General features: G+C 70.2%; 25 protein-coding genes and 1 pseudogene. 17 read left to right on the forward strand and 9 right to left on the reverse strand.

Annotated features, from left to right (window positions below):
- Positions 1-123: 123 nt before the first annotated feature.
- The 5 genes from secG to pgi all read left to right on the forward strand — a co-directional run bounded on the left by secG (position 124) and on the right by pgi (position 3,625).
- On the forward strand, positions 124-354 hold the full coding sequence (gene secG, locus ACZ63F_RS12010; RefSeq protein WP_177233337.1) for a preprotein translocase subunit SecG: 231 nt from the start codon (positions 124-126) through the stop codon (positions 352-354).
- Between the two features lie 218 nt (positions 355-572).
- Positions 573-908, forward strand: coding sequence for an RNA polymerase-binding protein RbpA (locus ACZ63F_RS12015; RefSeq protein WP_003976875.1), 336 nt, complete (start codon positions 573-575; stop codon positions 906-908).
- A gap of 148 nt (positions 909-1,056) precedes the next feature.
- The gene (locus ACZ63F_RS12020) at positions 1,057-1,557 is read left to right on the forward strand and encodes a hypothetical protein (RefSeq protein WP_469710293.1); all 501 of its coding nucleotides are present in this window, start codon (positions 1,057-1,059) and stop codon (positions 1,555-1,557) included.
- The gene (locus ACZ63F_RS12025) at positions 1,557-1,901 is read left to right on the forward strand and encodes a hypothetical protein (protein WP_469710294.1); all 345 of its coding nucleotides are present in this window, start codon (positions 1,557-1,559) and stop codon (positions 1,899-1,901) included. Before ACZ63F_RS12020 ends, ACZ63F_RS12025 begins: the two co-directional genes overlap by 1 nt.
- Positions 1,902-1,972: 71 nt before the next feature.
- Entirely contained in the window at positions 1,973-3,625 is a 1,653-nt protein-coding gene (pgi, locus tag ACZ63F_RS12030) for a glucose-6-phosphate isomerase (RefSeq protein WP_469710295.1), read from the forward strand.
- A gap of 72 nt (positions 3,626-3,697) precedes the next feature.
- Here the strand turns inward: pgi and pgl are convergent, their stop codons facing one another.
- The 5 genes from pgl to tkt are packed head-to-tail and all read right to left on the reverse strand — an operon-like array spanning position 3,698 to position 10,338.
- Positions 3,698-4,480, reverse strand: coding sequence for a 6-phosphogluconolactonase (pgl, locus tag ACZ63F_RS12035; RefSeq protein WP_469710296.1), 783 nt, complete (start codon positions 4,478-4,480; stop codon positions 3,698-3,700).
- Positions 4,477-5,574 carry a glucose-6-phosphate dehydrogenase assembly protein OpcA gene (opcA, locus tag ACZ63F_RS12040; protein ID WP_469710297.1) on the reverse strand — a complete coding sequence of 366 codons (1,098 nt, stop codon included), beginning with the start codon at positions 5,572-5,574 and terminating at the stop codon, positions 4,477-4,479. Before opcA ends, pgl begins: the two co-directional genes overlap by 4 nt.
- The gene (zwf, locus tag ACZ63F_RS12045; RefSeq protein ID WP_469710298.1) at positions 5,571-7,094 is read right to left on the reverse strand and encodes a glucose-6-phosphate dehydrogenase; all 1,524 of its coding nucleotides are present in this window, start codon (positions 7,092-7,094) and stop codon (positions 5,571-5,573) included. The genes opcA and zwf overlap by 4 nt, the downstream gene beginning before the upstream one ends.
- A gap of 4 nt (positions 7,095-7,098) precedes the next feature.
- Positions 7,099-8,217: a transaldolase gene (tal, locus tag ACZ63F_RS12050; RefSeq protein ID WP_469710299.1), complete on the reverse strand. Its 1,119-nt coding sequence runs from the start codon at positions 8,215-8,217 to the stop codon at positions 7,099-7,101.
- A gap of 33 nt (positions 8,218-8,250) precedes the next feature.
- The gene (gene tkt, locus ACZ63F_RS12055; protein ID WP_469710300.1) at positions 8,251-10,338 is read right to left on the reverse strand and encodes a transketolase; all 2,088 of its coding nucleotides are present in this window, start codon (positions 10,336-10,338) and stop codon (positions 8,251-8,253) included.
- Between the two features lie 378 nt (positions 10,339-10,716).
- Between tkt and ACZ63F_RS12060 the strand changes: the two genes are divergently transcribed.
- From ACZ63F_RS12060 to ACZ63F_RS12075, 4 genes and pseudogenes are all read left to right on the forward strand, one after another.
- The gene (locus ACZ63F_RS12060; protein ID WP_469710301.1) at positions 10,717-11,673 is read left to right on the forward strand and encodes a heme o synthase; all 957 of its coding nucleotides are present in this window, start codon (positions 10,717-10,719) and stop codon (positions 11,671-11,673) included.
- A gap of 58 nt (positions 11,674-11,731) precedes the next feature.
- Positions 11,732-12,067 (forward strand): hypothetical protein, encoded by a 336-nt coding sequence (locus ACZ63F_RS12065; protein ID WP_469710302.1) that lies wholly within the window; start codon positions 11,732-11,734, stop codon positions 12,065-12,067.
- A gap of 168 nt (positions 12,068-12,235) precedes the next feature.
- Complete coding sequence (locus ACZ63F_RS12070) at positions 12,236-13,342, forward strand: amidohydrolase family protein (RefSeq protein ID WP_469710303.1); 1,107 nt, start codon at positions 12,236-12,238, stop codon at positions 13,340-13,342.
- A gap of 156 nt (positions 13,343-13,498) precedes the next feature.
- Positions 13,499-13,747, forward strand: a pseudogene (locus tag ACZ63F_RS12075) (nucleotidyltransferase); the annotation flags it as partial.
- Here the strand turns inward: ACZ63F_RS12075 and ACZ63F_RS12080 are convergent.
- The 4 genes from ACZ63F_RS12080 to ACZ63F_RS12095 form a co-directional block, all read right to left on the reverse strand.
- Positions 13,702-14,721, reverse strand: a complete 1,020-nt coding sequence (locus tag ACZ63F_RS12080) for a COX15/CtaA family protein (protein WP_469710304.1) — start codon at positions 14,719-14,721, stop codon at positions 13,702-13,704. The pseudogene ACZ63F_RS12075 and the gene ACZ63F_RS12080 overlap by 46 nt on opposite strands.
- Positions 14,722-14,788: 67 nt before the next feature.
- Positions 14,789-15,565: an ABC transporter permease gene (locus tag ACZ63F_RS12085; protein ID WP_469710305.1), complete on the reverse strand. Its 777-nt coding sequence runs from the start codon at positions 15,563-15,565 to the stop codon at positions 14,789-14,791.
- Positions 15,562-16,485: an ABC transporter ATP-binding protein gene (locus tag ACZ63F_RS12090; protein WP_093504525.1), complete on the reverse strand. Its 924-nt coding sequence runs from the start codon at positions 16,483-16,485 to the stop codon at positions 15,562-15,564. Before ACZ63F_RS12090 ends, ACZ63F_RS12085 begins: the two co-directional genes overlap by 4 nt.
- Before the next feature lie 46 nt (positions 16,486-16,531).
- Positions 16,532-17,335 (reverse strand): AAC(3) family N-acetyltransferase, encoded by an 804-nt coding sequence (locus ACZ63F_RS12095; protein WP_469710306.1) that lies wholly within the window; start codon positions 17,333-17,335, stop codon positions 16,532-16,534.
- Positions 17,336-17,519: 184 nt separating this feature from the next.
- Between ACZ63F_RS12095 and ACZ63F_RS12100 the strand changes: the two genes are divergently transcribed.
- Genes ACZ63F_RS12100 through ACZ63F_RS12135 form a run of 8 tightly spaced genes read left to right on the forward strand, consistent with a single transcriptional unit; the run spans position 17,520 to position 24,075 of the window.
- Complete coding sequence (locus tag ACZ63F_RS12100; protein WP_351958415.1) at positions 17,520-18,254, forward strand: helix-turn-helix transcriptional regulator; 735 nt, start codon at positions 17,520-17,522, stop codon at positions 18,252-18,254.
- Positions 18,251-19,672, forward strand: a complete 1,422-nt coding sequence (gene sufB / locus ACZ63F_RS12105) for a Fe-S cluster assembly protein SufB (protein ID WP_093504531.1) — start codon at positions 18,251-18,253, stop codon at positions 19,670-19,672. Before ACZ63F_RS12100 ends, sufB begins: the two co-directional genes overlap by 4 nt.
- Before the next feature lie 55 nt (positions 19,673-19,727).
- Positions 19,728-20,912: a Fe-S cluster assembly protein SufD gene (gene sufD, locus ACZ63F_RS12110; RefSeq protein ID WP_352355526.1), complete on the forward strand. Its 1,185-nt coding sequence runs from the start codon at positions 19,728-19,730 to the stop codon at positions 20,910-20,912.
- Positions 20,909-21,235: a non-heme iron oxygenase ferredoxin subunit gene (locus ACZ63F_RS12115; RefSeq protein ID WP_352355528.1), complete on the forward strand. Its 327-nt coding sequence runs from the start codon at positions 20,909-20,911 to the stop codon at positions 21,233-21,235. Before sufD ends, ACZ63F_RS12115 begins: the two co-directional genes overlap by 4 nt.
- Before the next feature lie 7 nt (positions 21,236-21,242).
- Positions 21,243-22,007 (forward strand): Fe-S cluster assembly ATPase SufC, encoded by a 765-nt coding sequence (gene sufC / locus ACZ63F_RS12120; protein ID WP_351958418.1) that lies wholly within the window; start codon positions 21,243-21,245, stop codon positions 22,005-22,007.
- On the forward strand, positions 22,004-23,260 hold the full coding sequence (locus ACZ63F_RS12125) for a cysteine desulfurase (RefSeq protein ID WP_469710307.1): 1,257 nt from the start codon (positions 22,004-22,006) through the stop codon (positions 23,258-23,260). The genes sufC and ACZ63F_RS12125 overlap by 4 nt, the downstream gene beginning before the upstream one ends.
- An 18-nt stretch (positions 23,261-23,278) precedes the next feature.
- A complete protein-coding gene (sufU, locus tag ACZ63F_RS12130) occupies positions 23,279-23,746 on the forward strand; it encodes a Fe-S cluster assembly sulfur transfer protein SufU (protein WP_093504541.1) in 468 nt (155 codons plus the stop codon).
- Positions 23,743-24,075 (forward strand): metal-sulfur cluster assembly factor, encoded by a 333-nt coding sequence (locus ACZ63F_RS12135; protein ID WP_031166063.1) that lies wholly within the window; start codon positions 23,743-23,745, stop codon positions 24,073-24,075. The genes sufU and ACZ63F_RS12135 overlap by 4 nt, the downstream gene beginning before the upstream one ends.
- Positions 24,076-24,197 lie beyond the last annotated feature (122 nt).

The following is a 24,197-nucleotide window of genomic DNA, read 5'->3' on the forward strand; positions in this document are numbered from 1 at the left end:
GAGCGAGTAGGCCCCGGGGACGATCCGTCGTACCCTTGCGGGGACAAGGCGGCCAGCTGCCTTGTCCCCGTGGTTCACCAGAGTCGTTCATCCGCATCCGAGAGAGTTGGTCCAGCCGTGGTTTTGGGGTTCTCGATCGCCCTGATCGTCTTCAGCCTGCTGCTGATGCTGCTGGTGCTGATGCACAAGGGCAAGGGCGGCGGCCTCTCCGACATGTTCGGTGGCGGTATGCAGTCCTCCGTCGGCGGTTCCTCGGTCGCCGAGCGGAACCTGGACCGGATCACCCTGGTGATCGGTCTGCTGTGGCTCGCGTGCATCATCGTCCTCGGCATCCTGATGAAGACGAACAGCTGATCCGCGACTAGCACACACGCACAATCTGTACGTAGGGCCCCATGTTCGGTACGCGCACCTGAGCGCGGCCTATCATGGGGCTTGCGTCTAGGTGCTGGGGCGGTAACGCGGTAACTCCCACCACTGGACGCGCGTTGGGCCTTACGTAGACTGAGGCGCTCGCAACGAAGCGACACGCCGACTCGCTTCGCGGCACCATCACGCAGGGAGTTACGACCGTGGCAAGTGGCAACGCGATCCGAGGTAGCCGGGTCGGGGCGGGGCCGATGGGCGAGGCCGAGCGCGGCGAGTCCGCGCCGCGTCTGCGCATCTCCTTCTGGTGCTCGAACGGGCACGAGACGCAGCCCAGCTTCGCCAGCGACGCGCAGGTGCCCGAAACCTGGGACTGCCCGCGCTGCGGCTTCCCGGCCGGTCAGGACCGGGACAACCCGCCGGACCCGCCGCGCACCGAGCCGTACAAGACGCATCTCGCGTACGTACGGGAGCGGCGCAGCGACGCGGACGGCGAGGCGATCCTCGCCGAGGCGCTCGCCAAACTGCGGGGCGAGATCTAGAAGTTGGGACCGGCCGGGAGCCTGCGGGCGCCTGGCCGGAGCTGTCTCCGTGGCCCGGGCCCGGCCCGTTGTCAGTGGTGCCCTCCACGGTTCGTGCACAGGCGAATCGTGAGGGGGCGGCGGTGACGACGGGCGAGGGGGCACCCGCGTGGCGCGGGGATTCGGGTGGCTGTGGACGGCCGCCGTGATCTCCCGGTTCAGGGACGCGTTACGGTCGTCCGCGCTGCCCCTGCCGGCCGCGCGCCTGACCGCCGACCCGCTCGCCATCGCCTCCGTGACGGCCTGCGGCTACGCGCCGTGGCTGCTGTCCGGCCTGCTCGGCGCCCCCCTCGTGCCGCTGCTCCTGACGGCCGGAGCGGGCATGCCGTTCGCGGCCGACGCGAGCACCTTCCTCGCGGCCGCCGCCCTGGTCGCCTCCCTGCGCACCCGGCCGCCGGAGCGGGCGCCACGCCCGGCCGGCCGCGCCTTGCACACGGAGACCGGCGACGGCCTGCGCGCCCTGTGGCAGGACCGCGCGCTGCGGGCCACCCGCGTGGCCGCCCTGCTCTGCAGCATCGGCACGGGCGCCCTGATCGCCACCCTCGTGCTGCACGGCGGCTGCGGGCCCTGCTGGTCGCCGGCACGGTCCGGACGTCGTCCCTGCTGCTGATGAGGACCGTCCGGCACGTCGGCGCGCTCGTCGCCGGCATGCTGCTGCTCGGCGCGATGACCATGGTGTGGAACGTCAGCCAGGTCACGCTGATGCAGCAACGGGCGCCCGGGTCGATGACCGGCCGGATCGCCGCCGCCTTCCGCACCTCCTCCACCTCCGGCGCGCCGCTCGGCGTCCTCCTCGGCGGAGCCGTCGCGAGAGCCTACGGCCTGAACGCACCAGCGCTGCCGGCCGCCGTCCTCCTCGGCCTTGCCGTCACCTCGTTGATACCGGTGCGCAAGCCGGACGTACCTGTTGTTGCCCCGCGGGACGGCGCGACGGCAGGCCGTGCCCGGAGCTGATCAACTAGGTTGGAACGGCAGCGGCACAGGCACGCAACAGGACAGGTGCAAGGAAGAAGGCTGAAGTCGGAATGAACGCAGACGGCCGTACCAGGCTCAACCAGACGCCCGAGTGGACCGCGCTCGCCAAGCACCGGGAGGAACTCGCCGAGACCCATCTGCGGGACCTGTTCGCCGCCGACCCCGGACGCGGCACGGGCTACACCCTCCAGGTCGGCGACCTCCACATCGACTACTCGAAGCACCTGGTCAACGACGAGACGCTGCGGCTGCTGCGCGAGCTGGCCGCCGCCACCGACGTCTTCGGCCTGCGGGACGCCATGTTCCGCGGCGAGAAGATCAACGTCACCGAGAACCGCGCGGTCCTGCACACCGCCCTGCGCGCCCCGCGCGACGCGGTGATCGAGGTCGACGGCGAGAACGTGGTGCCGCAGGTGCACGCGGTCCTGGACAAGATGAGCGACTTCGCCGACCGGGTCCGCTCCGGCGCCTGGACCGGCCACACCGGCAAGCGCATCAGGAACGTCGTCAACATCGGCATCGGCGGCTCCGACCTCGGCCCGGCGATGGCCTACGAGGTGCTGCGCAGCTTCACCGACCGCGACCTCACGGTCCGCTTCGTCTCCAACGTCGACGGCGCCGACCTGCACGAGGCCACCCGCGACCTGGACGCGGCCGAGACGCTCTTCATCATCGCCTCCAAGACCTTCACCACCATCGAGACGATCACCAACGCCACCTCCGCCCGCAACTGGCTCCTCACCGAGCTGAAGGCCGGTCAGGAAGCGGTCGCCAAGCACTTCGTGGCCCTCTCCACGAACTCCGAGAAGGTCTCGGACTTCGGCATCGACACGGCCAACATGTTCGAGTTCTGGGACTGGGTCGGCGGCCGCTACTCCTACGACTCGGCGATCGGCCTCTCCCTGATGATCGCCATCGGTCCGGACCGCTTCCGCGAGATGCTGGACGGCTTCCACCTGGTCGACGAGCACTTCCGCACTGCCCCCGCCGAGTCCAACGTGCCCCTCCTTCTGGGCCTGTTGGGCATCTGGTACAACAACTTCCACGACGCCCAGACGCACGCGGTGCTGCCGTACTCCCACTACCTCTCCAAGTTCACCGCCTACCTCCAGCAGCTCGACATGGAGTCCAACGGCAAGTCCGTGGCCCGCGACGGCAAGGAGGTCGACTGGCAGACCGGCCCGGTCGTCTGGGGCACGCCGGGCACCAACGGCCAGCACGCGTACTACCAGTTGATCCACCAGGGCACCAAGCTGATCCCGGCGGACTTCATCGGCTTCGCCGAACCCGTCGCCGAGCTGAGCGGTGAACTCAAGGCCCAGCACGACCTGCTGATGGCGAACTTCTTCGCCCAGACCCAGGCACTGGCCTTCGGCAAGACGGCCGACGAGGTCCGCGCGGAGGGCGTCCCCGAGGAGCAGGTCCCGCACCGCACCTTCAAGGGCAACCACCCCACCACGACCATCCTCGCGAAGGAACTCACCCCGTCGGTCCTGGGCCAGCTGGTGGCGTTGTACGAGCACAAGGTCTTCACCCAGGGCGCCGTCTGGAACATCGACTCCTTCGACCAGTGGGGCGTGGAGCTGGGCAAGGTGCTCGCCAAGCGCATCGAGCCCGCGCTGACGGAGGGCGCGGAGGTACCCGGCCTGGACGCCTCCACGACAGCGCTGGTCGCCACGTACCGGGAACTGCGCGGGCGGTAGGCCCGGTCATGGAAGAACCCGTACGGCCGTGGTGGTCGTACGGGTTCCTCCATCAGTGCCGTGCAGGCTCCGTCACGCAGAAGCCGGCGGATACAGCGACCGCGGCAGCTGGGAGGCCGCCGCCGAGTCCAGGAGCCACAGGGTGCGCCGGCGGCCCTGGGCCCCCGCTGCCGGGGCCTGGATCTCGCCCGCGCCGGAGAGGGCGATGGCGACGGCCTCGGCCTTGTCCTCGCCCGCCGCCAGCAGCCAGACCTCGCGGGCCGAGCGGATGGCGGGGAGGGTGAGGGAGATACGGGTCGGCGGGGGCTTGGGGGCGCCGTGGACGCCGACCACCGTGCGTTCCGTCTCGCGGACCGCCGGCAGCTCGGGGAAGAGCGAGGCCACGTGGGTGTCCGGGCCGACGCCCAGCATCAGGACGTCGAAGGTCGGCACCGGACCGTGGTTCTCGGGGTCGGCCGCGGCGGCCAGCTCCGCCGCGTAGGCCTCGGCGGCCGCGTCCACGTCCGTGCCCCAGGGGCCGTCCGACGCGGGCATGGCGTGCACGCGCTTGGGGTCCACCGGGACCTGGTCGAGCAGGGCCGCACGGGCCTGGGTGACGTTGCGCTCCGGGTCGCCCTCGGGCAGGAAGCGCTCGTCGCCCCACCAGAGGTCGAGCCGGCCCCAGTCGATGGCGTCCCGGGCCGGGGCCGCGGCCAGGGCCGCCAGCAGGCCGTTGCCGTTGCGGCCGCCCGTGAGGACCACGGACGCCTCGCCCCGGGAGGCCTGGGCGTCCACGATCTTCGTGATCAGACGGGCCGCGGCGGCCTGCGCCATCAGCTCCTTGTCGCGGTGCACGACCAGCTGGGGAGTGCTCATGTCGCCTTCGCCCTCTTCTTCAGCGGCGGCCTTTCCTGCGGTGCCGCCTCTGTCGTGGGAGCCTCGGCAGCGGCTTCGGGGGCTGCTGCCGGGTGGGTGACCGGTTCTCCTTTGGGGGAGACCTCGGGAGCCGAAGCCTCCGGTACCGGTTCCGTGGCCGGGGTGGCCGGCGCGTTCAGGCGGTCCACGCCGAACCGAAGCGCCGACGCGTAGGTGTCGTCCGGGTCGAGCCGGCGCAGTTCCTCCGCGATCAGCTCGGCCGTGTCGCGCCGCTTCAGCGCCACCGCACGGTCCGGCTGGCCGTCGATCGAGAGCGTCGCGAGGGAGCCGTCGGCGCGGTCGAGCGCGATCGCGCCCTCGCTGGTGGCGAGGCGGACCGCGGTCAGGCCGGGGCCGGCCGAGAGGGAGCGCTTGACGGGGACGTCCAGCCGGTCCGCGAGCCACATCGCCAGCAGCTCGCAGCTCGGGTTGAACTCCTCGCCCTCCACCTCGACCGCCTTGACCTCGCAGACCACCTGGTCCAGGGCCGCCGCGAGCATCGAGCGCCAGGGGGTGATCCGGGTCCAGGACAGGTCGGTGTCGCCGGGAGTGTAGGCGTCCGCGCGGGCGGACAGCTCCCGTACCGGCTGCTCGGAGGAGTAGGTGTCGGTGACCCGCCGCTGGGCGAGGGCGCCGAGGGGGTCCTTCGCCGGGTCGAGCGGGGCGTTGACCGGCCACCAGACGACGACCGGGGCGTCGGGGAGCAGCAGCGGCAGCACGACCGAGTCGGCGTGGTCGGCGACCTCGCCGTGCAGCCGCAGGATCACCGTCTCGCCGGAGCCCGCGTCCGCGCCCACCCGGACCTCGGCGTCCAGACGGGACGCGGTGCGGTCGCGGGGGGAGCGGGAGACCCGCTTGATGACGACCAGGGTGCGCGAGGGGTGCTCGTGCGAAGCCTCCTCGGCGGCCTTGAGGGCGTCGTAGGCGTTCTCCTCGTCGGTGACGATGACGAGGGTGAGCACCATGCCCACGGCGGGCGTGCCGATGGCCCGGCGGCCCTGCACCAGCGCCTTGTTGACCTTGCCGGCCGTGGTGTCCGTGAGGTCTATCTTCATGGGCGGCGCCAGCTCCGTCCGTCTCGTGCCAGCATGTCGTCGGCCTCGGCGGGGCCCCAGGTGCCGGACTTGTACTGGGCGGGCCTGCCGTGCGTGTCCCAGTACTCCTCGATCGGGTCGAGGATCTTCCAGGACAGCTCGACCTCCTCCGTGCGCGGGAAGAGGTTGGCGTCGCCGAGCAGGACGTCCAGGATCAGCCGCTCGTACGCCTCCGGCGAGGACTCGGTGAAGGACTCGCCGTAGGCGAAGTCCATCGACACGTCGCGGATCTCCATCGAGGTGCCGGGCACCTTGGAGCCGAAGCGGACGGTGACGCCCTCGTCGGGCTGGACGCGGATGACGATCGCGTTCTGCCCGAGTTCCTCGGTGGCCGTCTGGTCGAAGGGGGAGTGCGGGGCCCGCTGGAAGACCACCGCGATCTCGGTGACGCGGCGGCCGAGGCGCTTGCCCGTGCGCAGGTAGAAGGGGACGCCCGCCCAGCGGCGGTTGTCGATCTCCAGCTTCACGGCGGCGTAGGTGTCGGTCTTCGACTTGGGGTTGATGCCGTCCTCTTCGAGGTAGCCGATGACCTTCTCGCCGCCCTGCCAGCCGGCCGCGTACTGGCCGCGCACGGTCGACTGGCCGAGGTCCTTCGGCAGCCGTACCGCGCCGAGCACCTTCTCCTTCTCCGCGGCGAGCGCGTCCGCGTCGAAGGAGGCCGGCTCCTCCATGGCGGTCAGCGCCATGAGCTGGAGCAGGTGGTTCTGGATGACGTCACGGGCCGAGCCGATGCCGTCGTAGTAGCCGGCCCGGCCGCCGATGCCGATGTCCTCGGCCATGGTGATCTGCACGTGGTCCACGAAGGACCGGTTCCAGATCGGCTCGTACATCGTGTTGGCGAAGCGCAGCGCCAGGATGTTCTGGACGGTCTCCTTGCCGAGGTAGTGGTCGATCCGGAACACCTGGTCCGGTTCGAACACCTCGTGCACGACCTTGTTGAGCTCCTCGGCCGACTTCAGGTCGTGGCCGAAGGGCTTCTCGATGACCGCGCGCCGCCAGGAACCGCCGGACTGGTCGGCCAGGCCGTGCTTCTTCAGCTGCTGGATGACCACCGGGAAGGAGCGCGGCGGGACGGAGAGGTAGAAGGCGAAGTTGCCGCCCGTGCCCTGCGCCTTGTCCAGCTCCTCGATGGTGGAGCGCAGGCGCTCGAACGCGTCGTCGTCGTCGAAGGTGCCCTGGACGAAGCGCATCCCCTGGATGAGCTGCTGCCAGACCTCCTCGCGGAACGGGGTGCGGGCGTGTTCCTTGACGGCGTCGTGGACCTCGGCGGCGAAGTCCTCGTTGGCCCACTCGCGGCGGGCGAAGCCGACCAGGGAGAAGCCCGGTGGCAGCAGACCCCGGTTGGCGAGGTCGTAGACGGCGGGCATGAGCTTCTTGCGGGAGAGGTCGCCCGTGACGCCGAAGATGACCAGACCCGACGGCCCCGCGATACGCGGGAGCCGTCGGTCGGCGGGGTCACGCAGCGGGTTGCTGCTTGACAAGATGTCAGCCCTCCGAGGGGGCCAGGCGCTCCAGCTCCGCCTGGGTCGACTTGAGCAGGTCGTTCCAGGACGCCTCGAACTTCTCGACGCCCTCGTCCTCCAGAACCTGGACCACGTCGTCGTACGAGATCCCGAGCGCCTCGACGGCGTCCAGGTCGGCGCGGGCCTGCTCGTACGTGCCGGTGATCGTGTCGCCGGTGATCTCGCCGTGGTCCTCGACCGCGAAGAGGGTGGCCTCCGGCATGGTGTTCACCGTGTTCGGCGCCACCAGCTCGTCGACGTACATGGTGTCCTTGTACGCCGGGTCCTTCACGCCGGTGGAGGCCCACAGCGGACGCTGCTTGCGGGCGCCCGCGTTCTCCAGCGCCTGCCAGCGGTCGGAGGAGAAGACCTCCTCGTAGGCCTGGTAGGCGAGCCGGGCGTTGGCGATGGCGGCCTTGCCGCGCAGCGCCTTGGCCTCGTCCGTGCCCAGGGCGTCCAGGCGCTTGTCGATCTCGGTGTCCACCCGGGACACGAAGAACGACGCCACCGAACGGATGAGCGACAGGTCCAGTCCGCGCTCCCTGGCCTTCTCCAGGCCGGTCAGGTAGGCGTCCATGACCTTGCGGTAACGCTCCAGCGAAAAGATCAGCGTGACGTTGACGCTGATGCCGAGGCCGATGACCTCGGCGATCGCCGGCAGACCCGCCTCGGTGGCCGGGATCTTGATGAGCGTGTTGGGGCGGTCCACCAGCCAGGCCAGCTGCCTGGCCTCGGCGACGGTCGCCTTGGTGTTGTGTGCGAGGCGGGGGTCGACCTCGATCGACACGCGGCCGTCCTGGCCGTCGGTCGCGTCGAACACCGGGCGCAGGATGTCGGCGGCGTCGCGGACGTCCGCCGTGGTGATCATGCGGATGGCCTCTTCGACGGTGACCTTGCGGGCGGCGAGGTCGGAAACCTGCTGGTCGTAGCCGTCGCCCTGCGAGATCGCCTTCTGGAAGATCGTCGGGTTGGTGGTGACGCCCACGACGTGCTGCTGGTCGATCAGCTCGGCGAGGTTGCCGGACGTGATCCGCTTGCGCGACAGGTCGTCCAGCCAGATCGCGACGCCTTCGTCGGAGAGGCGCTTGAGTGCGTCTGTCATGGAATTACATCTCCTACGTGTCGTATATGAGCGTCAGCGCTGGGCGGCGGCGATGGATTCCCGGGCCTTGGCGGCCACGTTCTCGGCAGTGAAGCCGAACTCGCGGAAGAGCACCTTGCCGTCGGCGGAAGCACCGAAGTGCTCCAGGGAAACGATGCGGCCGGCCTCCCCGACGTACTTGTGCCAGGTGAGGCCGATACCCGCCTCGACCGACACCCGCGCCCTGACGGACGGCGGCAGGACGCTGTCCCGGTACCCCTGGTCCTGCTCCTCGAACCACTCCACGCACGGCATGGACACGACGCGCGTGGGCACGCCGTCGGCCTCCAGCTGCTCGCGCGCCTCGACGGCGACGTGCACCTCGGAGCCGGTGGCGATCAGGATGACCTCGGGGGTCCCGCCGGACGCCTCGAACAGGACGTAACCGCCCTTGACCGTGTCCTCGTTGGACTCGTACACCGGCACGCCCTGACGGGTCAGCGCCAGGCCGTGCGGGGCGCCCTTGCCGAAGACCTTCGTGTAGCGGCGGAGGATCTCGCGCCAGGCGATGGCGGTCTCGTTGGCGTCGGCCGGGCGGACCACGTTCAGACCCGGGATGGCGCGCAGCGAGGCGAGGTGCTCGACCGGCTGGTGGGTGGGGCCGTCCTCGCCGAGGCCGATGGAGTCGTGGGTCCACACGTACGTCACCGGCAGGTGCATCAGAGCCGAGAGACGGACGGCGTTGCGCATGTAGTCGGAGAAGACGAGGAACGTACCGCCGTAGACACGGGTGTTGCCGTGCAGGGTGATGCCGTTCATCTCCGCGGCCATGGAGTGCTCGCGGATACCGAAGTGGATGGTGCGCCCGTAGGGGTTCGCGCCCGGCAGCGGGTTGTCCGCCGGCAGGAACGAGCTGTCCTTGTCGATGGTCGTGTTGTTCGACCCGGCGAGGTCGGCGGAACCGCCCCACAGCTCAGGGATCACGGCACCGAGAGCCTGGAGCACCTTGCCGGAGGCCGCACGGGTGGCGACGCCCTTGCCGGGCTCGAAGACCGGGATCTTCTCCTCCCAGCCCTTGGGCAGCTCGCACGCGGCGATCCGGTCGAACTCGGCGGCCCGCTCGGCGTTGCTGTCCCGCCACTGCTGGAACGACTTCTCCCACTCGGCCTTGGCCGCCGCGCCGCGCTCGCCGGCCTGCCGGGTGTGGGCGAGGACCTCCTCGGCGACGTCGAAGCTCTTCTCCGGGTCGAAGCCGAGGACGCGCTTGGTGGCCGCGACCTCGTCGTCGCCCAGCGCCGAGCCGTGCGCGGCCTCGGTGTTCTGCGCGTTCGGGGCGGGCCAGGCGATGATCGAGCGCATCGCGATGAAGGACGGCCTGTCCGTCACCTTCTTCGCGGCCTCGATCGCGTTGTAGATGGCGTGCGGGTCCAGGTCGCCGTCCGGCTTCGGGGCGATCCGCTGCACGTGCCAGCCGTAGGCCTCGTACCGCTTGACGGTGTCCTCGGAGACGGCGGTCTCGGTGTCGCCCTCGATCGAGATGTGGTTGTCGTCCCACAGCAGGATCAGGTTGCCGAGCTTCTGGTGGCCGGCCATCGAGGACGCCTCGGCGGAGATGCCCTCCTGGAGGCAGCCGTCACCGGCGATGCAGTAGATGAAGTGATCGAAGGGCGACTCGCCCTGCGGCGCGTCCGGGTCGAACAGGCCGCGCTCGTAACGGGAGGCCATGGCCATGCCCACCGCGTTGGCGACACCCTGGCCCAGCGGACCCGTGGTGGTCTCCACGCCCTTGGTGTGGCCGTACTCCGGGTGACCGGGGGTCTTCGAGCCCCAGGTGCGGAAGGCTTCGAGGTCTTCCAGCTCCAGACCGAAGCCGGCCAGGTAGAGCTGCGTGTAGAGGGTCAGCGACGAGTGACCGGCGGACAGTACGAAGCGGTCGCGGCCCACCCAGTCGGGGTCGGACGGGTCGTGCCGCATCACCTTCTGGAAGAGGGTGTACGCGGCCGGCGCCAGGCTCATCGCCGTACCCGGATGGCCGTTGCCGACCTTCTGTACGGCATCGGCGGCCAGGACGCGGGCGGTGTCTACGGCCCGCTGGTCCAACTCGGTCCAGTCGAGGTCTGTGGTGGTCGGCTTGGTGCTCACCCTGGGTCAGGGCTCCTCTCCACATGTTCGGTTACCGGTCCCCGGGCACGTGCCCGCACCGGCTGCCGGTGCACTGGGTGCCCACCGGCCGTTGTCGAGCCTACCCCCGTGAGGACGTGCATTTTTTCGAGTGTTTCCAGACTGCCGGGACTCTCGGGGATCCGCCTCCCGACTGGCCGAGAAGGCATTCGGCACATGAATACGGAACCGCTCATCTGACTGCTCAATCGAGCCGCCCCACCCCTCTTCCGAGACGCCCGCCAACACGACCCCACCCCCGCGAAGGCCGGGGTATGGGCAACGTCTAAAGTGGCGTGGTACGCGCGAGCCTTTACCGTGAGTTCACACGGCGGGGCTCGCTGGGAGTCTCTGTCAGGGGTGTGCGTGACGGCCGTCGAATCCCGTCCAGCCGGGGTGCTCGGTGCGAGCGAGAGCCCGAGTCACCGGCCGCCGATCGGGGCCCGTGTCAAGGCTTTCGTGGCGCTGACCAAGCCGCGGATCATCGAGCTGCTGCTCATCACCACCGTTCCGGTGATGTTCCTGGCGCAGCAGGGCGTGCCCGACCTGATGCTGGTGCTGCTCACCTGCGTCGGCGGGTACCTCTCGGCGGGCGGCGCGAACGCGCTGAACATGTACATCGACCGGGACATCGACGCGCTGATGGACCGGACCTCGCAGCGTCCGCTGGTGACCGGCATGGTCAGCCCGCGCGAGTGCCTCGCCTTCGGCATCACCCTGGCGGTCGGCTCCACCCTGCTGTTCGGTCTCACCGTCAACTGGTTGAGTGCCTGGCTGTCACTCGGAGCGCTGCTCTTCTACGTCGTCGTCTACACGATGATCCTCAAGCGCCGTACCGCGCAGAACATCGTGTGGGGCGGCATCGCCGGCTGCATGCCGGTGCTGATCGGCTGGTCGGCCGTCACCGACTCGCTCTCCTGGGCGCCGCTCATCCTCTTCCTTGTCATCTTCTTCTGGACGCCGCCGCACTACTGGCCGCTGTCCATGAAGGTGAAGGAGGACTACGCGCGCGTGGGCGTGCCGATGCTGCCGGTCATCGCCTCCAACAAGGTGGTCGCCAAGCAGATCGTCATCTACAGCTGGGTGATGGTCGCCGTCTCACTGCTCCTCACCCCCCTCGGCTACACCGGCTGGTTCTACACCCTGGTCGCGCTGGCGGCGGGCGGCTGGTGGCTGTGGGAGGCGCACGCGCTGCAGAACCGCGCGAAGGCCGAAGTGACGGGCGGCAAGCTCAAGGAGATGCGGCTGTTCCACTGGTCGATCACCTATGTGTCGCTGCTCTTCGTGGCCGTGGCGGTCGACCCCTTCCTGCGCTGACACAGGTCACACCGCCCTGCCCTCGCCAGTGGATCTACTCGTGAGTAGCATCCTGTCCATGGCAGACACGCAGCAGGTTGACACGCAGAAGGCTGACCAGAAGGCCGAGCGCAAGGTCGCGCGCCTCGCCAAGCGGATCGGTGCCTTCGCCAAGGCCCACGGCGGCGCCGAGGGCCAGGTGGCCTACATCGGCGAACGCGGCGCCCGTATCGTCCTCGTCGGCGAGGACGGCGGCTGGGGCGACCTGGTGGCCCCGACGTACGAGATCGCCGAGCAGGCCGTCGCCAAGTCCGGCATCACCGTCCACGAGTCCTTCGACGGCGAGTTCGCGGCGAAGGTGACGACGGGCCCGTACGAGTGGAAGCGCATGGCGGGCATCCAGATCGGCGGCTGATGCGACGCTCCCGTGTGAGCGCCCCGTCAGGGGCGCGGGGAACTGCGCGAGCAACCACACACCGGCCCGCGGCCGCCGAATGACCGGTACCACCCGCCCCCGACCGCGACCTCCATCCCCGTTCACCCGTTAACACGGTCAAGCAACCGTCGTCCACGGGGAGCCCGGATGATCGAAACGCCGTCCCTGGTGGACCAGTACTGCCACGGCGTCCTCCGTACGGAGCTGGGCCTGGGCACCTTCGAAGCCCAGCTCGCCCGCACCGAAGGCCCCCCGGCCGCCGGCACCACCCTCTTCGACACCCAGACCGGTTTCGCGGTACGGCGCTGGTGCCCGCCGCTCCTCGGCCTGGAGCCCCACTGCGCGCCGGCCCGCTACCTGGCCCGGCGCCGCGAACTCGGCGTCCTGGAGGCCGGCCGCCGGCTCCTGCGCGGCTCCGGCATCACCACCTACCTCGTCGACACCGGCCTGCCCGGCGACCTCACCGGACCCGCCGAGATGGCCTCGACCGGCGCCGCCGCGGCCCGCGAGATCGTCCGTCTGGAACTCCTCGCCGAACAGGTCGCCGACACCTCCGGCACCGTCGAGTCGTTCCTCGCCAACCTCGCCGAGTCGGTGCACGGCGCGGCGGCGAACGCGGTCGCCTTCACCTCCGTCGCCGGTCTCCGGCACGGCCTGGCCCTGGCCCCCGAACCTCCCGGCCCCGGTGAGGTGCGAGGCGCGGCCGGCCGCTGGCTTGCGGGACGCCGGGTCGGCGGCGAGCTGGCCGACCCGGTCCTGCTGCGCCACCTGCTCTGGATCGCCGTGGCCTCCGGTCTCCCGCTCCAGCTGCACGCCGGACTCGGTGAGCCCGGCGCCCGGATCGACCGCACCGACCCGGTCCTGCTCACCGACTTCGTCCGGGCCACCGCCGGCCTCGGCACCGACCTGGTCCTGCTGCACGGCTACCCCTACCACCGCCACGCCGCCCACCTCGCCGGCGTCTTCCCGCACGTGTACGCCGACTCGGGCGCGGCCCTGGTGCGCACCGGCGCCCGCGCCGCGACGATCCTCGCCGAGATCCTGGAACTGGCCCCCTTCGGCAAGATCCTCTTCTCCAGCGGCGCCCACGGCCTGCCCGAGCTGCACGTGGTCGGCGCCCACCTCTTCCGCGAGTCCCTCGCCCGGGTCCTCGGCACCTGGGTCGCCGAGGGCGCCTGGTCGCTCGGCGACGCCCAGCGCGTGGCCAGGCTGATCGCGGCGGGCAACGCGCAACGGGTGTACGGGCTGGAGTGAAACGGGTGCACGGGCCGGAGTGAGCTGTCCACAGCGACCTGGACCTGATCGCGGTGCTGCCGGGCGCGGTGTCCCCGGCCGTCGTGTGGAAGGTCGCGGTGGCGCGCGCCCGCTTGCGCGCGCGGGCGCTCGCCCCGTCCTGCACTGCACCTGTCGGTGGACCTCGGACTGATCACCTTCGCCCGCGCCACGGTCACCGCCCGCGAGGGCCGCCTGATCTCCAAACGCGAGGCCCTGGACCTGCTGCCCGCGCCGGGCGCGCCCGCCGAGGTCGTCGAGGACATCCGGAGCCGCCGCTACGGCGACCCCGCCCCGGCCACCGAGGAGTGGACGGCGCGCCGGGCCCGGCTGACCCGGGACTACTTGGGCCCGGCGATCGACGCGCTCACGGCCTCGTACGCCTGAGCGGGGACGCCGGCCGCGGCCTCGGCGCGTTCCCGCAGCGAGAGCAGGACCCGCAGGACGCCGATCCACACCAGGCAGGAGCCGAACATGTGCAGGCCGACCAGGACCGTGGGCAGGTGGGTGAAGTACTGGACGTACCCGATCACGCCCTGACCGAGCAGGATCAGGAACAGGTCACGGACGCGGTCCCGCGGTCCCTGGGGCGCACCGACGCCCTTGAGGAAGAACCACAGCGCAAAGGTCAGCGACACCACGATCCAGGCGAACACCGCGTGCAGTTCGGCGACACCGGACCAGCTGACGTCGATGCGCTCGACGTCGCCGGAGTCGCCCGGGTGCGGTCCCGCGCCGGTCACCACCGTGCCTGCGGTGATCAGCAGGAGGGTCACGGCCACCAGGGCCCACACCAGCTGCTGCACCGCCTTGCCGACCAGCGGACGCGGCTCGCCGTCGCCCTCGCGGGTGCGCTGCCACATCAGGGCGGCGACCGTGATGAGCGCCGTCGCCAGCAGGAAGTGCGCGGCGACGGTGTAGGGGTTCAGGCCGACGAGGACCACGATGCCGCCGAGGATCGCGTTGCTCATCACGAGCCAGAACTGCGCCCAGCCCAGCCGGGTCAGGCTGCGCCGGAACGGCTTCTGGGACCGGGCCGCGATGATCGCCCAGCCGACGGCCGCGCACAGCACGTAGGTCAGCATGCGGTTCGTGAACTCGATGGCGCTGTGATAGCTCAGCGCGTCGGTCGGGGTCAGCGAGCCGGCGGTGCACTCGGGCCAGGTCGGGCAGCCGAGCCCGGAGCCGGTGAGCCGCACCGCACCGCCGGTGACCACGATGACCACCGACATGACGAGCGCGGCGAGGGCCGCCCGCCGGACGGTCCGGGGATCCGGTGTCCAGCGATCGGCGATGAAGGCGAGCGGGTTGCGCACCGCCGCTACGAGGTCGGTGGGGGTCAGCTTTGGCACGGGCACCATGGTAGGGGGCAGCTTGTGCATGCGTTCACGAGGGTCGGGATCCGGCCGGGGCGTCGCTCCCGGCTCGTCACTCCCAGCGGAAGAACCGCCCCGCGGTGGCCAGCCCCAGCACCGCCCACGTCGCGAGGATCCCCAGGTCCCCCCACGGTGTACCCGCCCCGTGCTGCAGCACGTCCCGCAGGCCGTCCGAGAGGGCGGAGATGGGGAGGAGCCCGAGAGCGGACTGGGCCCCGCCGAACTTGTCCAGCGGGACGATGACCCCGCCGCCCACGAGCAGCAGCAGGAACACCAGGTTGGCGGCGGCCAGGGTCGCCTCCGCTTTCAACGTGCCCGCCATCAGCAGGCCGAGGCCGGAGAAGGCGGCGGTGCCGAGGACCAGCAGGAGCAGGACGGCGAGGGGGTTGCCGTGCGGGGACCAGCCGAGGGCCAGGGCGATCACCGTCAGGAGGAGCACCTGGAGGATTTCCGTCACCAGGACGGACGCGGTCTTGGCCGTCATCAGACCCCAGCGGGGCAGCGGGGAGGAGGCGAGGCGCTTCAGGACGCCGTAGCGGCGCTCGAAGCCGGTCGCGATGGCCTGGCCGGTGAACGCCGTGGACATGACGGCGAGGGCGAGGACGCCGGGGGCCAGGAAGTCGACCGACCTGCCGGATCCCGTGTCGACGATGTCCGCCGAGCTGAAGAGCACGAGGATGAGGGTGGGGATCACCACCGTCAGCAGGAGCTGCTCGCCGTTGCGGAGCAGCATCCTCGTCTCCAGGGCCGCCTGCGCCGCGATCATGCGGGGGAGCGGGGCGGCACCCGGCCGGGGGGTGAAGGTGCCGGTGTCGGTCGTGGTGGTCATGAGCGCAGCTCCCTGCCGGTCAGCTCCAAGAACACGTCCTCCAGCGTGTGACGCTCGACCGAGATGCGGTCGGGCATCACGCCGTGCTGGGCGCACCACGAGGTCACCGTCGCCAGCAGCTGCGGGTTGACCTTGCCGACGACCCGGTAGGAGCCCGGGGTCAGCTCGGCGGCCGTGGAGTCGGCCGGCAGCGCCTTCAGGAGCGAGCCGACGTCGAGGCCGGGGCGGCCGGTGAACCGCAGGGTGTTCTCCGCGCCGCCCTTGCACAGTTCCTCGGGGGAGCCCTTGGCGATCACCCGGCCGGCGTCGATGACGGCGACGTCGTCGGCGAGCTGCTCGGCCTCCTCCATGTAGTGCGTGGTGAGGATGACCGAGACCCCGTCGGCGCGCAGGTCCCGGACCAGGTCCCAGGTGGCGTGGCGGGCCTGCGGGTCCAGGCCCGCGGTCGGCTCGTCGAGGAAGACCAGCTCCGGGCGGCCGACCACGGCCATGGCGAGCGCGAGGCGCTGCTGCTGGCCGCCGGAGAGGCGGCGGTACGACGTCCGCCCGCAGCTGCCGAGGCCCAGCCGCTCCATCAGCGCGTCCACGTCCAGCGGATGCGCGTGCAGCTTCGCCACGTGCCGCAGCATCTCGTCGGCACGGGCGCCCGAGTAGACGCCCCCGGACTGGAGCATCACGCCGACTCTGGGGCGCAGCTCGGCGGACTGCCGCACGGGATCGAGGCCCAGGACGCGTACCGCGCCGGAATCCGGCTTGCGGTACCCCTCGCAGGTCTCGATCGTGGTCGTCTTGCCCGCCCCGTTGGGGCCGAGTACGGCGGTCACGCCCGCCTCGGCGGTCAGGTCGAGGCCGTCCACAGCGGTCTTGGCGCCGTACCGCTTCACCAGGTCCCGCACCTGGACCACCGGCTCACTTCGCATGGAGACAGAGTCTAAGGACGCCTGCCGTCACCCGGACGGCCGGGTGCTAGATCTCCTCCTCACGGGGGCGATGTACGGCCAGCCACCGCTCGGCGTAGGCCACGGCTTCCGCCACCGGGAAGAGCCGGGCCTCCGCCGCGCCGGCCCTGCCGCGGACGACGACGTTCCGGTCGCGTTCGAAGTCGTACCCCAGTTCGTCGAAGCGGTCGGAGGTGATCGACACCTCGGTGACCTCCTCCCAGCCGCCGCCGGGGGCGGGGCGGCCGACCCGGACGCGCGGGGAGGGGATCCGGTACTCGGCGAGATGGAAGCAGGTGCAGGTGGCGTAACCGGTGCCCAGCATGAGCACGCGCGCGTGCATCTGCTCCAGCCGGGCCAGCGGGCTCCGCTCGCCGAGCCGGCAGTCGGGGGCGTGCGCGTCGACGATCTCCGCCGCGCGGGGGCCGACGGCCGCGAAGGAGGTCTGCGGGTGGGCGCTGCGCAGGGCGCCCGGCCAGGTCCGCACGGTCTCCGGGATCACGCCGACCCCGCGGGCGGGGGTGGTCCGGGGGTCGTACGGCGGCATGGTGGCCCGGATCGTCCCCCACCACTCCTCGGGCACCGGCGGGTTCCGCCACACCGCGGGGTCCGAGAGGTCGCCGGTCTGGGTGGGGACCACCAGGGTCCCGTCCGGGCCGAGGGCGTCGAGGAGGGCCTGGACGACGGCGACGGCTCCGCCGTTCACCCAGCCGAGGGAGCTGAGCGAGGTGTGTGCGAGGAGGGTCTCGCCGGGCGTGACACCGAGCAGGCTGAGCTGCTGCGCGAGGGCGTCCCGGGTGACAAGAGGGCCGGTCGGAGGGGGTGTGGACATGGTTCGGGAGTGTTCCGGAGGGGGCCGCCGCGCGCTACCGAATTGGCTGAGGGATGATCGATCAAAGATCGTTTCCGCAGGTCAGGGCGGATGTCCGGTTAGGTATGCCTAAGTGATGCAGGGCACCGTCCTGTCCCCCGGACGCCGCTTGCCTGGCTCTGAGGAATTACGCAACAATGGCGTTGTGAAAAACGTCGGCGAGGCTCGGGAGACCCCCACGGGGGCCCCGCAGGAAGAGCTCGCGACCGGGGAGCGCTCGACGCGCAACCGGGTCGCGCGGTCGATCCTGGACCACGGGCCCTCGACCGTCACCGAGCTGGCCGGACGCCTCGGCCTGACCCCCGCGGCCGTGCGCCGTCATCTGGACGCGCTGGTGGCCGACGACGTCGTGGCCCCGCGCGAGCAGCGGGTGTACGGCGCGCGCACGCGCGGCCGGCCCGCCAAGGTCTTCGCGCTCACCGACTGCGGCCGGGACGCCTTCGACCAGTCGTACGACAAGCTCGCCGCCGATGCGCTGCGCTGGATCGCCGAGCAGGGAGGCGGCCAGGAGGCGGTCGCCGCCTTCGCGCGGGCCCGGATCGCCGCCCAGGCGAGCGTGTACCGCAAGGCGATCGAGGGCGTGGATCCCGACGAGCGGACCGAAGCGCTGGCCAAGGCCCTGAGCCTGGACGGGTACGCTGCAACGGCGCGCACCGCACCGGTCGGCGAGCAGCTGTGCCAGCACCACTGCCCGGTCGCCCATGTCGCGGAGCAGTTCCCCCAGCTGTGCGAGGCGGAGACGGAGATCTTCGCCGAGCTGCTCGGAACGCACGTCCAGCGACTGGCGACCATCGCGCACGGCGACGGCGTCTGTACGACGTTCATCCCCAAGATTTCCACTGATGCATCTGCTAGCACGGCCGGGAGGAACCCCGCATGACTCTCCCCACGGAGACTGCCCACCCTGAGCTCGAAGGCCTGGGCAAGTACGAATACGGCTGGGCCGACTCCGACACGGCCGGCGCCTCCGCCAAGCGCGGCATCAACGAGGACGTCGTCCGGGACATCTCCGCGAAGAAGTCCGAGCCCGAGTGGATGACCAAGCTCCGCCTCAAGGGCCTGCGCCTCTTCGAGAAGAAGCCCATGCCGAACTGGGGCTCCGACCTCTCCGGCATCGACTTCGACAACATCAAGTACTTCGTGCGCTCCACGGAGAAGCAGGCGGAGTCCTGGGAGGACCTGCCCGAGGACATCAAGAACACCTACGACAAGCTGGGCATCCCGGAGGCCGAGAAGCAGCGCCTGGTCGCCGGTGTCGCCGCCCAGTACGAGTCGGAGGTCGTCTACCACCAGATCCGCGAGGACCTGGAGGAGCAGGGCGTCATCTTCCTGGACACCGACACCGCCCTGAAGGAGCACCCGGACCTCTTCAAGGAGTACTTCGGGACCGTCATCCCGGTCGGTGACAACAAGTTCGCCTCCCTGAACACCGCCGTGTGGTCGGGCGGCTCCTTCATCTACGTCCCGCCGGGCGTCCACGTGGAGATCCCGCTCCAGGCCTACTTCCGCATCAACACGGAGAACATGGGCCAGTTCGAGCGGACCCTGATCATCGTCGACGAGGGTGCCTACGTGCACTACGTCGAGGGTTGTACCGCTCCGATCTACAAGTCGGACTCGCTGCACTCCGCGGTCGTCGAGATCATCGTCAAGAAGAACGCCCGCTGCCGCTACACGACCATCCAGAACTGGTCGAACAACGTCTACAACCTGGTCACCAAGCGCGCCGTCGCCTACGAGGGCGCCACCATGGAGTGGATCGACGGCAACATCGGCTCCAAGGTGACGATGAAGTACCCGGCCGTCTACCTGATGGGCGAGCACGCCAAGGGCGAGACCCTCTCCATCGCCTTCGCGGGCGAGGGCCAGCACCAGGACGCCGGCTCCAAGATGGTCCACATGGCGCCGAACACCTCCTCCAACATCGTCTCCAAGTCGGTGGCGCGCGGTGGCGGCCGTACCTCCTACCGCGGCCTGGTCGAGATCGGCGAGGGCGCCGCCGGATCCAAGTCGAACGTGCTGTGCGACGCCCTGCTCGTCGACACGATCTCCCGCTCCGACACGTACCCCTACGTGGACGTCCGCGAGGACGACGTGTCCATGGGTCACGAGGCGACCGTCTCCAAGGTCTCCGAGGACCAGCTCTTCTACCTGATGAGCCGCGGTCTGACCGAGTTCGAGGCGATGGCGATGATCGTGCGCGGCTTCGTCGAGCCGATCGCCAAGGAGCTGCCCATGGAGTACGCCCTCGAACTCAACCGGCTGATCGAGCTCCAGATGGAAGGCGCGGTCGGCTAAGCGACCGCCGTCACCGTCACGCCACTCACGTAAGAAAGCGAGCAGACCGACAGCCATGGCTGAGGCTCAGAACTCCCCGGTGGGCTCCACCACCGCCGGCGCCATCGCGGTGGCCGCCGAGTCGACCGTCGCCACCCGCATGAGCGCGCCCCCGTCCTTCGACGTCGCGGACTTCCCGGTCCCGCACGGCCGCGAGGAGGAGTGGCGATTCACCCCGCTGGAGCGCCTGCGCGGGCTGCACGACGGCACGGCGGTCGCCACCGGCGACAGCCTGAAGGTCACGGTGGAGGCCCCCGAGGGCGTCACCGTCGAGCTGGTCGGCCGCGACGACCCCCGGCTCGGCCGGGCCGGCGCCCCGGTGGACCGGGTCGCCGCCCAGGCGTACTCCGCCTTCGAGCAGGCCGGCGTGGTCACCGTCCCCAAGGAGACGGTGCTCACCGAGCCGATCCGGATGAACGTGCACGGCCAGGGCGGCGTCGCCTTCGGCCACCAGGTCATCGAACTGGGCGCCTTCGCCGAGGCCGTCGTCGTCATCGACCACACCGGTGACGTGGTCACCGCCGCCAACGTCGAGTACGTCCTCGGCGACGGCGCCAAGCTCACCGTCGTCTCCGTCCAGGACTGGGACGACAAGGCCGTCCACGTGGCCCAGCACAACGCCCTGGTCGGCCGCGACGCCAGCTTCAAGTCCGTGGTCGTCACCTTCGGCGGCGACGTCGTACGGCTGCACCCGCGCGTCGCCTACGCCGGCACCGGCGGCGAGGCCGAGCTGTACGGCCTGTACTTCACCGACGCCGGGCAGCACCAGGAGCACCGCCTCCTCGTCGACCACAACACCCCGCACTGCAAGTCCAACGTCGCCTACAAGGGCGCGCTCCAGGGCGACGACGCGCACGCGGTGTGGATCGGCGACGTCCTCATCGAGGCAAAGGCCGAGGGCACCGACACCTACGAGATGAACCGCAACCTGGTCCTCACGGACGGCGCGCGGGTCGACTCGGTGCCGAACCTGGAGATCGAGACCGGCGAGATCGTCGGCGCCGGCCACGCCTCCGCCACCGGCCGCTTCGACGACGAGCAGCTCTTCTACCTGATGGCCCGCGGCATCCCGCAGCACGAGGCCCGCCGCCTCGTCGTCCGCGGCTTCTTCGCCGAGCTGGTCCAGCAGATCGGTGTCGCCGACATCGAGGAGCGCCTGCTCGCCAAGATCGAGGAGGAGCTGGAGGCCTCGGTCGCATGACGTCGACTGCGTACGTACGCGCCTGCGGGCTGAGCGAGCTGGAGGAGGACACCCCGAAGCGGGTGGAACTCGACGGCACGCCGGTCTCGGTCGTGAAGACCGAGGGAGAGGTGTTCGCGATCTACGACATCTGCTCCCACGCCAACGTCTCGCTCTCCGAGGGCGAGGTGGAGGACTGCCAGATCGAGTGCTGGCTGCACGGCTCCAGCTTCGACCTGCGCACCGGCAAGCCGTCCGGCCTCCCGGCCACGCGCCCCGTCCCCGTATACCCCGTAAAGATCGAAGGGGACGACGTGCTCGTCTCCCTCACCCAGGAGTCCTGAGGCACCCATGGCAACGCTTGAAATCCGAGACCTGCACGTCACCGTCGAGGCCGACAACGCCACGAAGGAGATCCTCAAGGGCGTCGACCTCACCGTGAAGCAGGGCGAGACGCACGCCATCATGGGCCCCAACGGCTCCGGCAAGTCGACCCTCGCCTACTCGCTCGCGGGTCACCCGAAGTACACGATCACCGGCGGCACCGTCACTCTCGACGGCGAGGACGTCCTGGAGATGTCCGTCGACGAGCGCGCCCGCGCGGGCCTGTTCCTGGCGATGCAGTACCCGGTCGAGGTCCCCGGTGTCTCGGTCTCCAACTTCCTGCGCACCTCCGCCACCGCCGTGCGCGGCGAGGCCCCCAAGCTGCGTACCTGGGTGAAGGAGGTCAAGGAGGCCATGGAGCGCCTCAACATGGACCAGTCCTTCGCCGAGCGCAACGTCAACGAGGGCTTCTCCGGCGGCGAGAAGAAGCGCCACGAGATCCTCCAGCTCGAACTGCTCAAGCCGAAGATCGCGATCCTCGACGAGACCGACTCCGGCCTCGACGTCGACGCCCTTCGCATCGTCTCCGAGGGTGTCAACCGCGTCCGTGAGACCGGCGAGGTCGGCACCCTGCTGATCACGCACTACACGCGCATCCTGCGCTACATCAAGCCCGACTTCGTCCACGTCTTCTCCGCCGGCCGGATCGTCGAGTCCGGCGGCGCCGAGCTCGCCGACAAGCTGGAGGACGAGGGCTACGAGGCATACACGAAGGGTGGCGTATCCGCGTGACGCAACTGCCGGGCCTCCTCGACACCGAGGCGATCCGCAAGGACTTCCCCGTCCTGGACCGCCTGGTCCACGACGGCAAGAAGCTCGTGTACCTGGACAACGCGGCGACCAGCCAGAAGCCGCGCCAGGTACTGGACGTCCTCAGCGAGTACTACGAGCGCCACAACGCCAACGTCCACCGCGGTGTGCATGTGCTCGCCGAGGAGGCCACGGCGATGTACGAGGGCGCGCGCGACAAGGTCGCCGAGTTCATCAACGCGCCCAGCCGCGACGAGGTGATCTTCACCAAGAACGCCTCCGAGTCGCTGAACCTCGTGGCGAACATGCTCGGCTGGGCCGACGAGCCCTACCGGGTGGACCACGAGACCGAGATCGTCATCACGGAGATGGAGCACCACTCCAACATCGTGCCGTGGCAGCTGCTCGCGCAGCGCACCGGCGCGAAGCTGAAGTGGTTCGGCCTCACCGACGACGGCCGCCTCGACCTGTCCAACATCGACGAGATCATCACGGAGAAGACGAAGATCGTCTCCTTCGTGCTGGTCTCGAACATCCTGGGCACGGTCAACCCGGTCGAGGCGATAGTGCGCCGCGCCCAGGAGGTCGGCGCCCTCGTCTGCGTCGACGCCTCCCAGGCCGCGCCCCACATGCCGCTGGACGTGCAGGCCCTGCAGGCCGACTTCGTGGCCTTCACCGGCCACAAGATGTGCGGCCCGACCGGCATCGGCGTCCTCTGGGGCCGCCAGGAACTCCTGGAGGACCTGCCGCCGTTCCTCGGCGGCGGCGAGATGATCGAGACCGTGTCGATGCACTCGTCGACGTACGCCCCGGCGCCCCACAAGTTCGAGGCGGGTACCCCGCCGGTCGCCCAGGCGGTCGGCCTCGGCGCGGCCATCGACTACCTCAACGCCCTCGGCATGGACAAGGTCCTCGCCCATGAGCACGCGCTGACCGAGTACGCGGTGCAGCGCCTCCAGCAGGTCCCGGACCTGCGGATCATCGGCCCCACCACGGCCGAGGACCGGGGCGCGGCGATCTCCTTCACCCTCGGCGACATCCACCCGCACGACGTGGGCCAGGTCCTCGACGAGCAGGGCATCGCGGTCCGGGTCGGCCACCACTGCGCTCGGCCCGTCTGCCTGCGGTACGGAATTCCTGCGACCACGCGAGCGTCGTTCTATCTGTACTCCACTCCGGCCGAGATCGACGCTCTGGTCGAGGGCCTGGAGCACGTACGGAACTTCTTCGGCTGAAGGGCGTGAGCTGAGACCGTGAAGCTGGACTCGATGTACCAGGAAGTCATCCTGGACCACTACAAGCACCCGCACGGGCGTGGTCTCAGGGATGGCGACGCCGAGGTGCACCATGTGAACCCGACGTGCGGCGACGAGATCACCCTCCGAGTGAAGTACGACGGCACGACGATCGAGGACGTCTCGTACGAGGGCCAGGGCTGCTCCATCAGCCAGGCCTCGGCCTCCGTGCTGAACGACCTGCTGGTCGGCAAGGACCTGGCGGACGCGCGGAAGATCCAGGAGACCTTCCTGGAGCTGATGCAGTCCAAGGGCAGGATCGAGCCCGACGACTCGATGGAGGAGGTCCTGGAGGACGCGGTCGCGTTCGCCGGGGTCTCCAAGTACCCGGCCCGGGTCAAGTGCGCCCTCCTGAGCTGGATGGCGTGGAAGGACGCGACGGCCCAGGCGCTGGGTGGCGCCGACGCCGAAAGGAAGACGGCATGAGCGAGACCGCTGAGATGAAGCCGGCCTCGGAGGAGGAACTCCGCGAGGCGCTGTACGACGTCGTCGACCCCGAGCTGGGCATCGACGTGGTCAACCTCGGGCTGATCTACGGCATCCACATCGACGACGCGAACATCGCGACGATCGACATGACCCTGACCTCGGCGGCCTGCCCGCTGACCGATGTCATCGAGGACCAGGCCAAGTCCGCCACGGACGGCCTCGTCAACGAGCTGCGCATCAACTGGGTCTGGATGCCCCCGTGGGGCCCCGACAAGATCACCGACGACGGCCGCGAGCAGCTGCGGGCGCTCGGGTTCAACGTCTGAGACCGGACACGGGAAGGGGGGGGGGGGGGGGAGGGGGGGGGGTGGGGGGGGTCGGGGGGGGGGGGGGGGGCACGCGAGGCAGCAACAAAACACAAAGAGAACAACGCGGACACACACACCCC

The sequence above is a fragment of the Streptomyces sp. NPDC104761 genome, from assembly GCF_055583445.1.

Excerpts from the sequence above, each read along its gene's own strand:
- ACZ63F_RS12085 (WP_469710305.1), bottom strand. The coding sequence starts at position 15,565 with ATGACCACCACGACCGACACCGGCACCTTCACCCCCCGGCCGGGTGCC.
- ACZ63F_RS12080 (WP_469710304.1), bottom strand. The coding sequence starts at position 14,721 with ATGGTGCCCGTGCCAAAGCTGACCCCCACCGACCTCGTAGCGGCGGTG.
- ACZ63F_RS12025 (WP_469710294.1), top strand. The coding sequence starts at position 1,557 with ATGAGGACCGTCCGGCACGTCGGCGCGCTCGTCGCCGGCATGCTGCTG.
- sufB (WP_093504531.1), top strand. The coding sequence starts at position 18,251 with ATGACTCTCCCCACGGAGACTGCCCACCCTGAGCTCGAAGGCCTGGGC.
- ACZ63F_RS12135 (WP_031166063.1), top strand. The coding sequence starts at position 23,743 with ATGAGCGAGACCGCTGAGATGAAGCCGGCCTCGGAGGAGGAACTCCGC.
- ACZ63F_RS12095 (WP_469710306.1), bottom strand. The coding sequence starts at position 17,335 with ATGTCCACACCCCCTCCGACCGGCCCTCTTGTCACCCGGGACGCCCTC.
- pgl (WP_469710296.1), bottom strand. The coding sequence starts at position 4,480 with ATGAGCACTCCCCAGCTGGTCGTGCACCGCGACAAGGAGCTGATGGCG.
- ACZ63F_RS12070 (WP_469710303.1), top strand. The coding sequence starts at position 12,236 with ATGATCGAAACGCCGTCCCTGGTGGACCAGTACTGCCACGGCGTCCTC.
- sufC (WP_351958418.1), top strand. The coding sequence starts at position 21,243 with ATGGCAACGCTTGAAATCCGAGACCTGCACGTCACCGTCGAGGCCGAC.
- tal (WP_469710299.1), bottom strand. The coding sequence starts at position 8,217 with ATGACAGACGCACTCAAGCGCCTCTCCGACGAAGGCGTCGCGATCTGG.
- ACZ63F_RS12090 (WP_093504525.1), bottom strand. The coding sequence starts at position 16,485 with ATGCGAAGTGAGCCGGTGGTCCAGGTGCGGGACCTGGTGAAGCGGTAC.
- ACZ63F_RS12115 (WP_352355528.1), top strand. The coding sequence starts at position 20,909 with ATGACGTCGACTGCGTACGTACGCGCCTGCGGGCTGAGCGAGCTGGAG.
- sufD (WP_352355526.1), top strand. The coding sequence starts at position 19,728 with ATGGCTGAGGCTCAGAACTCCCCGGTGGGCTCCACCACCGCCGGCGCC.
- pgi (WP_469710295.1), top strand. The coding sequence starts at position 1,973 with ATGAACGCAGACGGCCGTACCAGGCTCAACCAGACGCCCGAGTGGACC.
- opcA (WP_469710297.1), bottom strand. The coding sequence starts at position 5,574 with ATGAAGATAGACCTCACGGACACCACGGCCGGCAAGGTCAACAAGGCG.
- ACZ63F_RS12065 (WP_469710302.1), top strand. The coding sequence starts at position 11,732 with ATGGCAGACACGCAGCAGGTTGACACGCAGAAGGCTGACCAGAAGGCC.